At 54.9% G+C, this 15234-nt stretch carries 9 protein-coding genes; all 9 read left to right on the forward strand.

The window, feature by feature from the left end; all coding sequences use genetic code 11:
• The first annotated feature begins 7 nt into the window (after window positions 1–7).
• The gene (locus DFP98_RS16430; protein ID WP_246016569.1) at window positions 8–1627 is read left to right on the forward strand and encodes a hypothetical protein; all 1620 of its coding nucleotides are present in this window, start codon (window positions 8–10) and stop codon (window positions 1625–1627) included.
• Between the two features lie 36 nt (window positions 1628–1663).
• A complete protein-coding gene (locus tag DFP98_RS16435) occupies window positions 1664–5083 on the forward strand; it encodes an S-layer homology domain-containing protein (protein WP_116061694.1) in 3420 nt (1139 codons plus the stop codon).
• Window positions 5084–5449: 366 nt separating this feature from the next.
• Window positions 5450–7228: a sensor histidine kinase gene (locus DFP98_RS16440; protein ID WP_116061695.1), complete on the forward strand. Its 1779-nt coding sequence runs from the start codon at window positions 5450–5452 to the stop codon at window positions 7226–7228.
• 15 nt (window positions 7229–7243) lie between these two features.
• Window positions 7244–8818 carry a response regulator transcription factor gene (locus tag DFP98_RS16445; RefSeq protein ID WP_116061696.1) on the forward strand — a complete coding sequence of 525 codons (1575 nt, stop codon included), beginning with the start codon at window positions 7244–7246 and terminating at the stop codon, window positions 8816–8818.
• 141 nt (window positions 8819–8959) lie between these two features.
• Window positions 8960–10435, forward strand: coding sequence for an ABC transporter substrate-binding protein (locus tag DFP98_RS16450; protein ID WP_116061697.1), 1476 nt, complete (start codon window positions 8960–8962; stop codon window positions 10433–10435).
• Window positions 10436–10549: 114 nt separating this feature from the next.
• A complete protein-coding gene (locus DFP98_RS16455; RefSeq protein ID WP_116061698.1) occupies window positions 10550–11446 on the forward strand; it encodes a carbohydrate ABC transporter permease in 897 nt (298 codons plus the stop codon).
• Window positions 11447–11473: 27 nt separating this feature from the next.
• Window positions 11474–12301: a carbohydrate ABC transporter permease gene (locus tag DFP98_RS16460; RefSeq protein WP_116061699.1), complete on the forward strand. Its 828-nt coding sequence runs from the start codon at window positions 11474–11476 to the stop codon at window positions 12299–12301.
• Window positions 12302–12345: 44 nt separating this feature from the next.
• A complete protein-coding gene (locus DFP98_RS16465; RefSeq protein WP_181917728.1) occupies window positions 12346–13386 on the forward strand; it encodes a Gfo/Idh/MocA family protein in 1041 nt (346 codons plus the stop codon).
• 18 nt (window positions 13387–13404) lie between these two features.
• Window positions 13405–15063 carry a hypothetical protein gene (locus DFP98_RS16470; RefSeq protein WP_116061701.1) on the forward strand — a complete coding sequence of 553 codons (1659 nt, stop codon included), beginning with the start codon at window positions 13405–13407 and terminating at the stop codon, window positions 15061–15063.
• The last annotated feature ends 171 nt before the right edge of the window (window positions 15064–15234 follow it).

Consider the following 15234-nt stretch of genomic DNA (forward strand, 5'->3'; position numbering starts at 1 on the left):
GCTGATTTTGACCTACTTGAACAAGGAATGGCCTAACCGAGTCAATATCGTTAATTTTATTCGCGGAGTAGAACCGAGACTGGATATCGATTTGTTGGAGACGCTGCGCGAAGAGCTGGCGCTCGTGCGAAAGCACGGGCTGCCGGCGACGTGGCTGATCCAGTACGACGCCCTGATCGACGACAATTTCGTGGCTTTGCTGAAGCAGGAGACGGATGAAAAGCAGGAAATCGGCGCCTGGTTCGAAGTCGTACAGCCGTTAGTCGAGAAGGCAGGCTTGGTCTGGAGAGGCAGATATGCGTGGGATTGGCATGCCCATGTCGGGTTTTCAATCGGCTACACTCCCGAGGAGAGAGAGCGGCTTGCGGACGTCTTCATGGAAGAGTTCCGAGCCAAGTTCGGCCGATATCCGAAGTCCGTAGGCTCATGGTTTATCGATGCTCATCTGCTCGGTTATTTGGCCGATCGCTATGCCATCGTCGCTTCCTGCAATTGCAAGGATCAATGGGGCACGGACGGCTATACGCTTTGGGGCGGTTATTACAACCAGGCCTATTATCCTAGCCGTCTCAACGGTTTCATGCCTGCGCAGACCGCGGCTAATCAAATTCCGGTGCCGGTATTCCGCATGCTCGGAAGCGACCCGATCTACCAATACGATGCCGCGGATCACGGGCACGGCCAAACCGTCGTGACGCTGGAGCCCGTCTATACCGGAAACGAGGGAGGAGGCGGCCTTCCTTCCTGGGTACGCTGGTTTTTCGATGTCAGCTTCCGTCCCGCCCAGTTGTCCTTCGGCTATGCGCAGATCGGTCAGGAAAATTCATTCGGCTGGGAGCGGATTGGCGCAGGACTGACCGATCAAATCGACCTGCTTGCCCAAAAGCGAGAAGAAGGCGAACTGGTCGTCGAAACGCTGGCCGCATCGGGAGCATGGTTTAAGAGCCGGTATCCGCTCACCCCTGCGTCCGCGATATGCGCGCTCGAGGATTGGAAGAACGAAGGGCGGCAATCGGTCTGGTACTACAACCGCAATTATCGGGTTAATCTGTTCCGTGAAAAAGAGCATTTCCGCATCAGGGACATTCATTTATTCGACGAAACGTATGAGGAGCGGTATTTGCGAGACGTATGCGCGACGGAGGATTGCCGTTACGACACGCTCCCGGTCATGGACGGAGCACGGTGGAACGATTTCCGTACCCGGACGGGGATCGAGCCTATTCTATTCGATCCATCCGGCCATGCGAGACCGGCCCCCGTCGTTTCGTTGAAAGTAGACGATACCGTGACGGGAGAGCTCGAGGTTGAACTGCTCCTCGAGGGGGGCGGCAGCATTGCGATCCGTTGCGCGGAAACGGCCATTACGTTTCGCAGCGCGCTTGATAATTGGGGGCTCCGGATGGCGTGGGGGGACACGGCCGAGCAGCCGGATTTGCAGGCTGCTGCGGATGGAATCCATTATCGATTTTTCGGTCACTCCTACGACGTACGAATGGAAGGCGCGTATTCGCTTGCGTATGACCGAAAGCTCGATTCCCCCGAAGCTCAGGAGAACGATGAACCGGCGAACGCGATCGCGATCCGTCCGCTCGATCGGGAATTGAAGTGGATATTGGCACGGTAGGAATCAATGAGATTCTAAAGGAGAGATAAGGAGTATATGCGAAAAATAAAGCTTCCTGTCACATCCCTGCTTGCTTTCACGCTTTTGTTTTCGACGGTCTCGTTCGGCGCATCGCCTTCTTCTGCTTCAGCTTCGTTATCGGCGACCGGTGGAAGCGATCCTTTTCACATCGGTATTTTCAACCCGCCTCCTCCGGAAAGCGTAAATGCGCAATCGTATGCGGAAATCGCCGGGATGAACGTCAACTTCATCGTCGGCGGCAACAGCCACTACACGTACGACGTCAACGATCGGGCTTTGACCTTCGCGGCGCAGAACGGTTTGCAGATTCTGGTTGCGGATACGAAGCTCGGCTGGTATGAACCGGTGCTCGCGCAAACCGTCGGCGATGCGACGGTATCCGTAGACAGCGCCAACCCGTGGGGGCAAACCATCGAATCGCCCGATACCGGCACCGGATGGTCGCTGAACACGGTCGATCTGCAGATCGACAAGACGCAATGGCCGCAAAGCGCGACATTAACGTTAAGTCTGTATGACAGCCCGGCCAAGACGACGCTGATCGGTTCCGATTCGATAACCGGACCCGGTATTGTCGACGGCAATGCCTCGATATTTCGCATTCATCAAGGCATTGAGGCCGACAAAGCGTATTATTTGGAGCTGACAAGCAACAGTGCGGTTGCTGTGGGCGTGGCGGCTAGCGCATCCGATGTATACGCAGGCGGCGAAGCGTATGTCAATCAGACGGCTGATAGCGATAAAGATCTATGGTTCAAAGTTCTTTTCTCCAAATCGGTGTTTAACGACGGCGGCGAGCCAGCGCAGGAGGCGCTTGAGGATATTGTCTCACACTATTGGAATCATCCGGCTCTGATGGGCTATAACTTGTACGACGAGCCACCCTCCGCGCTGTTTACGCGCCTTGGTTATATGATCAAGAGACTGAAGACGCTCGACCCCGATCACATGTCGCTTGTTAATTTGCTTCCGAGCGATGCGCCTTCAAGCATGCTTGGGTTAATGGAGCATCTGGATGGAAGCGTGTTGAATTCGGTTACGCCGATCGGACAAACGTTCACGACAGGCGCGCATGAGACGAATATTTCGAGCGTTCAATGGTATGTGCCGTGGGATCAATGGCAGTCGGGGGAACAGGTGACGTTAAAGTTATGGGATTCTCCGGCCCAATCGACGCTTATCGCGCAAACGACGCTTAATCAATCGGCTGTCGGCACGAATAGCCAACCCCGGTTCCTGCTGAATGCGGAGGTGCAGCCGAATACGACGTATTATTTGGAGTTTACGCATAATGGCGGCGGAGACAACTTCCTCGGGGTCTGGAGAAGTCAAACGGGGGATAACTGGTACAATGGTGGAAACGCTTACAGCAACGGTCAGCCTATGGATTCCGATTTTTGGTTTACGATCAATCAAAATATTGCCGCACTATCTTACGAGGACTATGTGTACCGTTGGGTAAGAGCAGAGCCGGATGTTTTGTTGTTCGATTACTATCCGTTTTTGGCCGACGGCGGATTTTCTCAGGAGTATTACAACAACCTGGAAATCATTCGGCGTCAGGCTAAAGCGGGCGCCGTCGACTTCTGGACGTTCGTCCAATCCGTCGGGATCGGCAATTGGCTTCGTTCGCCATCCGAGAACGATATGCGCTATAACGTGTATACGAATCTGGCGTACGGCTCCAAAGGTCTGATCTATTTTACGTATTCGCATCCGATCTATCCGGGATTTAACGGATCGATCATTAATCCCGACGGCACGCAGAATCCTTCTTACGGTTGGGCGAGAGATCTGAACGCGGAGGTGCTGAACCTCGGAACGACGTTGAACCGGCTGACGTCTGAAGCGGTTTATCATACGGGCTCTGCGATCCCGCCCTCGACGACCGTACTTCCAGGCTCCTTCTTCTGGAAACCGGACGATTGGAACGAACCGTTCGTCATCAGCTCGTTCAAGGATGAGAACGAACGCCAGTACGTGATGGTGGTCAATCGCGATATGGCGACGTCCCGTACGTCGACGTTCACGCTGAGTACGAAACCGGGCTCCGTCATGGAAGTTTCCAAGACGACCGGGGCGGAGGTTCCGGCGAATTACAACCGTACGACAGGAAGCTTGACCGCAGCTTTTGCCCCGGGCGAAGGCCGACTGTATGCGGTTGACGCCGAAGCCGTCAACCTGGCGCCGACCGCAACTCCGCAAAGCTTGACGGTTCTGGCAAACAGCGCGATCAGCGGCACGCTTGTCGCCGACGATCCGGAAGACGAATCATTGACGTACAGCATCGTAGACAACGGAGTCAAAGGAGTTGCCGCGATTACGAATGCCGCGACCGGCGCATTTACTTACACTCCGCAAGCGGGAGCAACAGGCAGCGACTCCTTTACATTTAAGGTCAACGACGGCCATTCCGATTCGAACACGGCCGCCGTCACGATCGGCATTACACCGGAAGTCTCCGCCACGGCTTCGGCGGGAGGCTTGACGGGGACGACGAAGGTCACCGCCGCCGCTTCTGTCGGCAATCGTGTGGTCGTCAAAACTTCTGCGACCCTGCTGCCGACGCCGGGCGCAGGCGACGCCGTTCCGTCCGGGGCGGGGGTAGTCGATCCTTATGTATCGGGTACGGACATTGGCGGCGTAACTTCCGGAACGTATGTCGGCGTCTATGAGATCGACGCGACGAATAAGATCGCGGGCTTTAAGCTGCTGACGCTAACAAGCGGCCAGATCAAAGCGCCTCCGAACAATCATGGTTCCGGTTCGGGAACGGCTCCCGCATCAGGTCCGGCAACCGTTCCCGAGTCCGGTCCGAAGACGCCGGTGGTACAGAAAGAGGAGAAGGAGAAAGAGAAAGAGAAAGAGAAAGAGAAGCCTTCCGAAATGTCCTTCAAGGACATCGCCGATCATTGGGCGGCGTCTTCGATCAAGCAAGCGATCGAACGGGGAATCGTCAACGGCTATTCGGACGGAACGTTTCAGCCCAATCGCTCTGTCACCCGGGCAGAATTCATCGCCATGCTGATGAGAGCGTTAAAGCTGGAAACCAAGGGCGCCAAGCTGTCCTATGCGGATGTCAACGACATCGGCGCCTGGGCGCAAGCCGCGATTGCGCAAGCGGTTGAGGCCGGGATCGTGACCGGCTTTAAGGATAATACGTTCCGCCCGAATCACGTGATCACCCGCGCGGAGATGGCATCACTGGCGGCGCGCGCGCTGAATTTGCCGCTTCAGGCGACTGGCGCTTCAGGCTTCTCCGACGATACGGATATTCCGCAGTGGGCCAAAGGCGCGATCGCTGCAGCCCGAGATGCCGGAATCGTGCAGGGACAGCCGAACAACAGGTTTAATCCGAGCGGCGCAGTATCGCGCGCGGAGGCTGTAACGGCGATGATCAGATTGCTTAGTTGGAAGAATGTGGCTGTCCCGTAAGCAGAGTTGCTTGAGATGATCGAGATATAAAGAAAGGGGGATGTGCCTCTCGGAGACTGCCTCATACGCTTCTGAAATCACCTTATCACGGGTTTACCCATTCAGATTTCAGAAAGCGTATAGCATCGGAGAGAGGCACATCCCCCTTGTACCTTTATCATCGATTATTTTTCACAGCAACTTGTTTGGCTTATGGGACAGCCTCATCTTGCCTCCAACACTTATAAGCTACGTACCTTCCGCCTCAGCAATTCCCCTCACGCATTTTCACCCAGTGTATCCGAACGGGAAATATCCTGCTATACTGCTGAAATAACGACGGCTGATTAATGACAGCGCTTACGAATTCAGGGGTGAGGCATAACGATGATGAAAGGATGGATGATCGGCGGCAGCGTTCGCTCGCAAATTTTGATTCTGCTGCTGGTGTTTATTATTACTCCGACCACGATCATTTCCGTTTTTACGATCGATAAATTTTCCAAAATGATTCATCGCAACGGCATGGATATGATGGAGACGGCGCTGGAGCACTCGAAAGAAAACTTGTCGAGCTTCATGGAAGGCGCGGCGGACGCCGCGCTGCTCATTATGACCAATCCGGCGATCATCGATCCGATTCTGAAGACAAACTGGACGGGCAACGTGCAGCAGAAAATCTCGGCCTCCAACCTGTTGGAGAAGCAATTCTATGAGTTGAAAATTCACGGCATTCGCGCCAAGGAAATCGCCATCGTGAGCGCATCCGGAGACAGAACGTATGCGGGCGCCAATACGTTTCTGCCCGGCCAGGATACGGATTGGCTGGAGGATGTGGACAGACTGGACGGCAAACCGTATTGGGGAAGCTACGACCATAACGGAAAATATATTTTTGTCGCCCGCAAGGTCAAACAGTTCATCAAGGCGGAGGAAGCGTTCCGTCCTCTTGGCGTTGTGCTGATCGCCTTCTCCGAGCGCGATTTCTCCAGCATCAATTCGGCGGTAAATCTCGCGAACGGCTCGGAAATACTGATCTCCGACCGGAATGGACGGATGATCTCAGGGTCGGACGAGGCAGCGGTCGGCCAAACGCTTGCCTCCGGTTCATTCGCTCAAGCGGCAGACGGCGTTCAGCTCGATTTGACGGGCGTGTACGAGCCTGGAACGGGCAGCCGACTGACAGTATACGACGCCCTGCCAAACAGCGATTGGAATCTGATTGTCTCCTCCCCGTTTGAGGAGACGCAGCAGACGCAGCAAGGCATCAAGCGTGTCATTATGCTGTCTACCGGCTTATGCGTCGTCGGGGCGTTTCTGTTGGCGGCGCTACTGGCACACCGAATGACACTGCCGCTTAAGAGGCTGTCCAAGGAAGTGAAGCAGCGGATTACAAACGGCGACTTCTCCTTCTGGCCTACCCCGGTACACGTGCGGCAGGATGAGATTGCCGGACTCGGTCAAGGCTTTTATCGGCTCGTAGCCGATTTGAACGAAACGAAGAATCGCATTCATCAGGTGGAGCTGATGAAGCGGGAAGCGGAATTCGACGCCATGAAGAGCAAGATCAAGCCGCATTTTCTGTATAATGCGCTGGAATCCGTTCGTATGCTGGCCATCGTCAACAAAGACCCGGGCACGGCGGAAATGATTAAGGCGCTGGGGCATCTTTTTCGCTATATTATTTCCGACCAGAAGGAGCGCACGACGTTGGCCGACGAGCTGTCGTACCTGATCAGCTACATCAAGCTCCAAAAGCTAAGATACGAGGATCGTTTGGACGTTCGAATCGAGGTTCCGGATTCTCTACAGGACATCGCGATATTGAAGCTGGTGCTGCAGCCGCTGGTGGAGAACGCAATTGAGCACGGCATCAACCGAAGGCGGGGGGCGAGGCTGATCTCCATTACGGCTGGCGACGACGGCGACGATGTACGGATTCGGATTTGGGACGACGGGGCGGGCATCGCTCGGGACCGCTTAGAAGAAATTCAACGCAGTCTGGACGATCCGAGCACGGACAAGGACCATATCGGCTTAATCAACGTTCATCGCAGGCTGCGGCTCTATTTCGGCGAACCTTACGGGCTTTCAATCGACAGCGTGCAGCATAGCTATACGAGCGTTAACGTACGGATACCTTGCAAAAGACAGATCGGAACTTAACGGGGGGAGTATTTTATGCATACGGTTCTTATTGTGGATGACGACGCCATGATTGTAAGAGGCTTGGAGCAGTTCGTCGATTGGGGGGAACTGGGTTTTAACATTGTCGGAACCGCGAGGGACGGCGAAGAGGGCATGGAGGCAATCCGCAAGCTTCAACCGGAGGTTGTGCTGACCGACATCCAAATGCCGTACAAGGACGGATTGGCGATGATCGAGGATTGTCTTCGGGATGGGCTTTCGCCTCATTTTGTCGTATTGACCGGATTTAACGAATTCGAGTATGCCAGACGCGCGCTCAAGAGCCGAGTATCCGACTACTTGCTCAAGCCGGTGGAAGAGCAGGAACTGATCGCCGTCATGGGCGGAATTCGCACGCAAATTGAAAGGACCGCGAAAACGAAGGAGGATTGGAATGTCCTGCAGTCTGCCGTATCGGAAAGCTTCTCTTTCGTAAGGGAGAAGCTTGTCCGCGAACTGGCGACAGGGGAAATCTCTCCGTCGTCGATCGAAGACGAAAGGCTCGTTTATTACAACATTCGGCTAGCGGACGAACGCTATCAGGTGGCGCTGCTGCAAGGCGAGGCGCAACTGCTCGGCGACGACAAACTGCAGGAGTTCATGACGTCGGCTCTCGAAAAGAGGGGAATCCGGCTGCATCTGGCGCGCGGGGACGCAATCGGGACGATGCTGCTTGGCGGAGAGCGGGACATGGAGCGGGACGTTACGGAGGGGCTGGCGGACATATCGGGCAAGGTAAAGGAGTGGCTAGGGCTGACGCTGACGTTCGGCGTGTCGGAGTCCGGAGTTTTGACGGAACTGAAGGAGCTCTACAGGCAAGCGGAGCTCGCGCTGCAGCACAAAATGTTCCGTGGCGGAGGCTCGGTCATTGCCTATGGGACGATTCCTGAAGAGAGCGGGGAATACTCGCCGGTACCTCAGGAGCATGCTCGCAGGCTGTTGGCGGCTGTGAGCGAGAACGACGAAGCGGGCGTTCTGTCGGAGCTGGACGACTTTTTTGGGGAAATTCGCCGCAGCGGCAGTCTGCCCTCTCACGATGTGTATCGCACCTGCTCGGAGCTGCTGTACGAAGTCCGCAAGGCGCTGAGCGAAATGGGGCTTGCGGTGGATAAGCTCGTTGGAGAGGACGTTTCTTCTTCGGACAAAATGAGGCGGCACGATACGCTCGAAGGACTATGCGACTGGCTCGCAACTATTTTACAGCGCGTTCGGGCGCACTTCGACAGAAGCTTCGAGCATACCGGGGGCGAACAGCTCGACAACATTATTTTGTACATGAGAACGCACTATGCGGACAATATCGATCTGGACGTGATCTCCAAGAAGTTTTTCATCGACCCCAGCTACTTCTGTAAAGTGTTCAAAAAAAAGACGGGGGAAACGTATCTGCACTATCTGACCCAAATCCGCATCGATAAAGCCTGCCAGCTGCTAAGCAATCCGTCCAGCAAAGTGTATGAAATCGCAAGTCTTGTCGGCTACGAAGATCAACGGTATTTCAGCCAAGTATTCCGCAAGCATACCGGAATGACGCCAAGCGACTATCAGAAAAGCAAGACAAAAAATTAAACATTCGAGACAAGTTTACCGCATTATCATTTTCCCGCCGAGGGGTTAACTTTGAAGTAAGCGATTCCAGTTCGCGGACAACCGCTTCGGCGGAACCCGGATACGGTCGTCAGTTCATCCATCGGAAGGGGAAAAACAGATATGAAAGCGTCATCTAAAACAATCGTTACCCTGCTGGTTCTTCTCAGTCTATTCGCAACGCTGCTCGCCGGATGCGGAGGCAGCGGCGACTCCGGCTCCAAAGAAAGCTCGTCTCCGGCCGCGGCAAACGGCGGCGGGGACGCCCCAATCTCCTTCAAAATCGCCTCATGGGCCGGTCCCGGCAAAAAAGCCGGTTTGGATCTGGCCATTGCCGAGTACAAAAAAATCAAACCGAATGTCACGATCAGCTTTGAGGAAGTCGCTCAGAACAACGCGGATTTCGATGTCTGGATGGCTGCCCAGCTCGCTGGAAATCAGGAGCCGGAAGTCATTATGGACTTCAGCTACGACCTTCCCTACACAAAATACAACGATAAAGGCTACAACGTATTGGAAATGGACCCGTACCTGGAGAAGACAAGCCCTTATACGAACCAAAAATGGGGCGATAGCTTCCGTGAAGTCGATCTTAACCTGATGCGCTCCACGCGCAACGGCAAGCTCAACAATATCGCCACTTCGATGGTCACGTTGAAAATCGCTTATAACAAAGACATTTACGATCAGCTTGGGCTTAAAGCGCCTAAAACGTTCCCGGAGATGATCGCCAACTTCGAGGCGATTCGTCAGGCCAACATCGGGACGGAGCCGTTCTCCGGCTTCCTCAAGGTGACATCGGCGTGGGACTGGTTCGCAAGATTTACGGCGCAGCAGACTCAGGAGCAGTACGTGAGTCAGATCGATTCGCTGTACAAAAACAACAAGTACGAGCAGAACGAATACGTTAAAGCCGTGGACGAGGGCATTATCGACGTCAACAAGCCGGAGGTACGCGGTCTGTACGAGCTGTTCAAGCAGTTCACGAATTACTGGGCGCCCGGCGCAATGGCGATGACGATGGCGGAAGCGCGGGATATGTGGCTGCAAGGCAAAGCCGCGCACACGTTCACGATCAATATTGACGCCAAGCCGTTTGCCAGCGACATGAAGCCGTCTTTTAACTGGGATACGTTCGAATTTCCGGTCATTACGAAGGAGATCGCTCCGACGTCCAATGAAGATCCCGCCGAGTTCGGCGACCTGGCCGATGCGTTCGTCGTGATGCCGTCGGCAATCAAGAAGAACATTCAAGACGAAGTGATGGACTTCATTATGTTCTATACGTCTCCGGCGATCGCTACTCAGCTTGCCGACATGAATTGGATTACGCCTACGGCTAGCGGCATCGAGCCGAACGTCAACCTGGAGCGTTACTTGCCGAAGTACAGACCGCAAAACCAGGTCGACCTGAACTCGCAGGCGATTCTCGGCACGAACGCACGGCAGTTTGTGCTGCAGCAAATTCAGCGCTATGTTCTCAACGATATTACGACGGATCAGCTTGTCGAGCTTATCGATAAGAACATGAAGGAAGAAGCGGAGAAGATCAAGCAGGAGAAGGGCTGGTCTAAGGACAACAATTACGGCAACAAGTAAACGGCTGTCCGGGATCGGACCGGCCAAGGCGACCGGCAGCGGAACGGATTCCGCGGCCGGCGCTGCTTTTAAGGCGTTCCGGCCCCGCGCCGCGAGGAACGGGAGGGCCCAACGATGTCAACTTACGGATTAAACCTGCTTCGCTCTATTTATCGCAACAAGCACGCCTATTTATTTTTACTGCCGCTTATCGCTCTGCTGGGCGTCTTCAGCTATTATCCGATCGTCATGGCGCTCAAGATGTCATTTTATCAGTGGAAAGGCGGCAACGAGGCGATCTTCATCGGATTGGACAATTTTGTGGCGCTGTTTAAGGACGCCACTTTCTATAAGTCGTTGACGAACGCGCTTTGGTTCATCCTGTTCGACTGCACGATTGGCGTCCTGATGCCGCTGTTTATCGCCGAGTTGTTGTTTCATTTGAAGAGCGCGCGTCTTCAGTACGTGTTTCGGACGCTGTTCGTCATCACGATTACGGTTCCGTCGGTCATTCTCATTCTGGTGTGGGTGTTCTTGTACAACCCGGTCGTCGGCGGGATGAACGTGATCGTGGAGCTGTTCGGCATTTCTCCGCAGCTCTGGCTGGGAGGTTCGGACACCGCCTTGTTCTCGGTCATTTTCTCCGGCTTCCCGTTTATTAATCCGATTTTCCTGCTCGTCGTATTCGCCGCTCTTCAAGCGATCCCGAGATCGCTGATCGAAGCGTCCGTAATGGAAGGATGCGGTGCGTGGCGGCGCATCTTGTCTATCGACATTCCGATGATTATGGGCCAGCTCAAGCTCATTTTTATCCTCGGCATTTTGCACGGCATGCAGGCTTTCTATAAACCGCTGATTATGACGAACGGCGGTCCGGGCAACGAGACGCTCGTACCCGGTCTCTATATGTTTCAATCGGGCTTCTCGCACAACGATTTCGGCTATGCCTCCACAATCGGCTTTGTGATGCTCATAATGATGCTGGCGCTGACGTTTGCTTCCAACAAGCTGATCAAATCGGACGGCGACTAGAGTTGAACGGAAGGGGGCATCTTCTCGATGTCATCGCATAACAGAAAGTACGTTTCTATTATTCTAATCGGCCTGCTGGTTTTGTTCGTGCTGTTCAGCTTTTTTCCAGTGCTTATTATGGTGCTGACCTCGTTCAAGTCGAAAATGCAGGTCAGTATGGGCGTCTTCCAATTGCCGGACGTCATCCAATGGGACAACTATAAACGGGCGTTCGACACGGTCGTTCCGTTCGCGCTCAACTCGATTATTATTGCGGTGTGCGCTGTAGCGGGCGTAGTGTTTGTTGCCGCTCTTGCGGCCTACTCGTTCGCGAGATTTCGGTTTCCCGGCCGGGAAATTCTATATTACCTGGTTATCGCGTTGATGATGGTTCCGGCCGTCCTGCTGCTTATCCCCATGTTCAAACTGGTGGTAGGCATGGGGATGCTGAACACCTACGCGGTCGTAATTCTTCCGCAAATCGCCAGCGGCTGCATCATTGCGGTATTTCTGCTTCGCAGCTTTTTCGCGGGCTTGCCGGAGGATCTGTTCGAGAGCTTCCGTATAGACGGAGCTAGAGAGGGTCGTATTCTAAGAAGTCTGGTGCTGCCGCTGTCCAAACCGATTCTCGGTACGATCGCCGTCCTGAACTTCCACTCCTCGTGGAACGACTATATTTGGCCGCTCGTTACGATTAACGACAAGGCGCTGAAGCCGATCGTCACCGGAATTATGACGTTCTCGAACGAATACGCGACGGAATACGGTCCGATGATGGCCGCTTACGTGCTGGCTTCCGTTCCGCTTATGCTAGTCATCGGCTTCGCAATGAAGTATTTTGTGGACGGGCTGACCAGCGGCGCCGTCAAAGCTTAAATCTATCTCGCCTATGCTGCGGATACATGAAAGGAGAATCGGCCATGGTTTCCTCTATCCGATTCGGACTGATCGGCTGCGGAGCAGTGGCCTCGACGCATGCAAAGGCGATAGCGTCGTTGCCGAACGCGAAGCTTGTCGCCGTCGTCGGACAATCTCCGCAGCGTCTTGCTTCTTTCGCCGAAGCCTGGGGGCTGGACGGCTATACCGATCTGGAGCTTCTGCTTCAACGAAAGGATATCGACGCCGTCGCGATCTGCACGCCGAGCGGCAGCCACGGCGATATCGCGATTCGCGCCGCCGGAGCGGGCAAGCACGCGATGATCGAGAAGCCGATCGATATTTCGCTTTCCAAGGCGGACGAGACGATCGCCGCCTTTCGAAGTCGAGGCCTTAGGCTGGGCGTCATTTCGCAGCGCCGTTTCGACATTGGCGTCGTCCGCCTTAAAGCTTTGCTAGAGGCCGGGGAGCTGGGCCGTCCGGTGCTGGCTTCCGCTTGCGTTCACTGGTACCGGGACCAAGCTTATTACGACAGCGGCGGCTGGAGAGGCACGTGGTCGGGAGACGGCGGCGGCGTCCTGATCAATCAAGGCATCCATACCGTCGATTTGCTGCTGCATCTGCTGGGGCCGGTCGCGGAGGTCGCCGGACATACCGCGACGATGACCCACGAGCGGATGGAGACGGAGGATACCACGGTTGCGCTGCTGAAGTTTGCCAACGGCGCGATGGGGACGTTGTCGTGCACGACGTCGGCCTATCCCGGTTCCTCCGTTAGAATAGAAGTGATTGGCTCCAAAGGGTCCGCTTTGCTGGAGGGCGAGTCGTTAACTAGGCTTGATTTGAACAACGGCAATGGAAGCTCCGGAGTTCAGAAGACGGAGGAATTGGACAAGCAAGTTCTCATCGGGGGAGAATCGGCTATCCCTTCTAATCAGGAGGCCTTCGTTCGGCAATACGAAGACTTCGTCGATGCGATTATCCGGAGACGCGAGCCGACCGTTGCCGGGGAAGCCGGTAGAGAGGCGCTCGCCTTAGTACTGGAAGTTTACCGTTCTTCTAAGAGGAGCGGGCAACGGAGCTAAGAAAAGGAGAGAGACCGAATGAAGCATTTTGAAGGACGACCGCGTCTTGGGATTCAGGGACCGACGGTGTCCTGGCTGGACCCATGGGAAGAAGAACGATCTGCCTCCATCATGCGCACGGGTACCGGAAGCGTCGTTCCGGCACAGGATCAGACTCCGCCGCCGAGGGATTTTATGGACGCGATCGGGCGACTGGGCGCCGACTTTTATGTCCATCACGTGATTCCGGGAGCGCCGGATCATGCCGGGCTTTGGCGCGATGCCGAGGCCTGCGGGATGGATGTCTGTCTCGGCAATGAATACGGCAACATCAACGGCCCTTATATAGAGGAAACCAGCCGTTTCGACATTGCCGACGCCGACGTTCTGGAGGCGGCCGAAAGCGGACGGCTGATGGGGCTGTTGTACGATGAGCCCGAGCATCTGCAAATTAATGCGGCGCAATATCGTAAAGACGGATTTTACCCGCATTGGGGAGCGACGAACGGCTTAACTCTTGCCGAGTCGCAGGAGGCGGTTGTCGAAACGGTTGCCGCCGCGACGTCTCGCGTTCGTCGATTGCTGGAGAGCCGCGGCTTTGAGCCAGGCGATGCGCCTCTCATAGCTGAACATGTGTTTCCGGTGCTTTTTCATGCGCATGCGCGCGGGGGCATGGATCTGTGTCCGAAAATAATGAAGGAATCGTTCCAGCCGCTGCAACTGTCGACAGCGCTCGGAGCGGCGAAGCAATACGGACGCCGACTCTGGATATGCGCCGATCTGTGGGGACCGGATGCGGGGCCTTGGTTTACCCGTACTTCCGGTTTTCCCGGTCACTCGCCGGAGGAGTATGCTTCCGCACTAAGGATGGGGTATTGGATGGGGCCGTCCCATCTGTTCGCCGAGAACGTCGACGTGCTTCTGAAGTACGAGGGGGGCGAGTTCCGCAAGACGGAATTCGGAGAAGTATGGGAAGAATTCGCACGCAAATACGTTCCGGAAAATCCGCTGTCCTGGAGCCATTCGGAAGCAGAGCCCGACATTGCCTTTATCCATGCGGACGATAGCAATTACGGCCAAAACGAGCGGCTCTACGGCAATCATGGGCTGACGGCCGGAGATGAAGGCAAAAGCGTGTTCCATGTCTGGCATCTGCTCAGTCATCGCACAATTCCCGCGCATGGGAGCTGTATGCACATTCCGGGCTATTCCTTTCCTCGCCATAAGCTGAAGGCCGATTTTCCGCAGGAGGCTTTTCCATTGGAACGAGGCGTTGCGATGCCGCCTGAGGAACGAATGCATCCGTTGTTCTATCCGATGAACAACGTGCTCGTGTATGACGAACGGGTGGGTGAGGCTTTATTAGGCACCCCTCGACTGATCGTCGTCGCCGGTACGAGACTGTCGGAGGAGACATTGTTGGCCGTTCGCCGCCGTGCCGAGCAGGGCGCAGCCGTCATCATTGCTTCTTGGCTTGTGCCGGAACGCTGGCGAACGAGCGGTCGGGTCGGAGAAGGCACGTGGATCGTGGCGGATAGCTTTCTCGACAATGACGCGGTGCAGGAGACGTTGGAGCCGTTCATCGGAGGCGGAGATTGCTGGCGACAACGTTTTGGCAGCGGGGAAGTGAGGATGTTCCGGGGAGATGCGGCGGGTTTCACGCTAGATTTTGAGATTGTAGGGAAACGTGGGGGTTAATTGCGTCGCTCGTTCCCTACAAGCTTACTTCCAAATGGATCAGGGGAATTCCGACTAAGCGGATGCACCCTGATTTTTCTTCTCTTTATGGAATAAAGTCGACTAAACTAATATTCTAATGTTTAGTTTTTAAACCTAAACTACGGATTAAATTTAGTTGACCATACATTT

Source organism: Cohnella phaseoli (genome assembly GCF_003386235.1).
GTDB classification, from domain to species: Bacteria; Bacillota; Bacilli; order Paenibacillales; family Paenibacillaceae; genus Cohnella; species Cohnella phaseoli.

Coding starts and splice junctions, on each gene's coding strand:
- DFP98_RS16435 (WP_116061694.1), top strand. CDS start 1,664: ATGCGAAAAATAAAGCTTCCTGTCACATCCCTGCTTGCTTTCACGCTT.
- DFP98_RS16440 (WP_116061695.1), top strand. CDS start 5,450: ATGATGAAAGGATGGATGATCGGCGGCAGCGTTCGCTCGCAAATTTTG.
- DFP98_RS16445 (WP_116061696.1), top strand. CDS start 7,244: ATGCATACGGTTCTTATTGTGGATGACGACGCCATGATTGTAAGAGGC.
- DFP98_RS16450 (WP_116061697.1), top strand. CDS start 8,960: ATGAAAGCGTCATCTAAAACAATCGTTACCCTGCTGGTTCTTCTCAGT.
- DFP98_RS16455 (WP_116061698.1), top strand. CDS start 10,550: ATGTCAACTTACGGATTAAACCTGCTTCGCTCTATTTATCGCAACAAG.
- DFP98_RS16460 (WP_116061699.1), top strand. CDS start 11,474: ATGTCATCGCATAACAGAAAGTACGTTTCTATTATTCTAATCGGCCTG.
- DFP98_RS16465 (WP_181917728.1), top strand. CDS start 12,346: ATGGTTTCCTCTATCCGATTCGGACTGATCGGCTGCGGAGCAGTGGCC.
- DFP98_RS16470 (WP_116061701.1), top strand. CDS start 13,405: ATGAAGCATTTTGAAGGACGACCGCGTCTTGGGATTCAGGGACCGACG.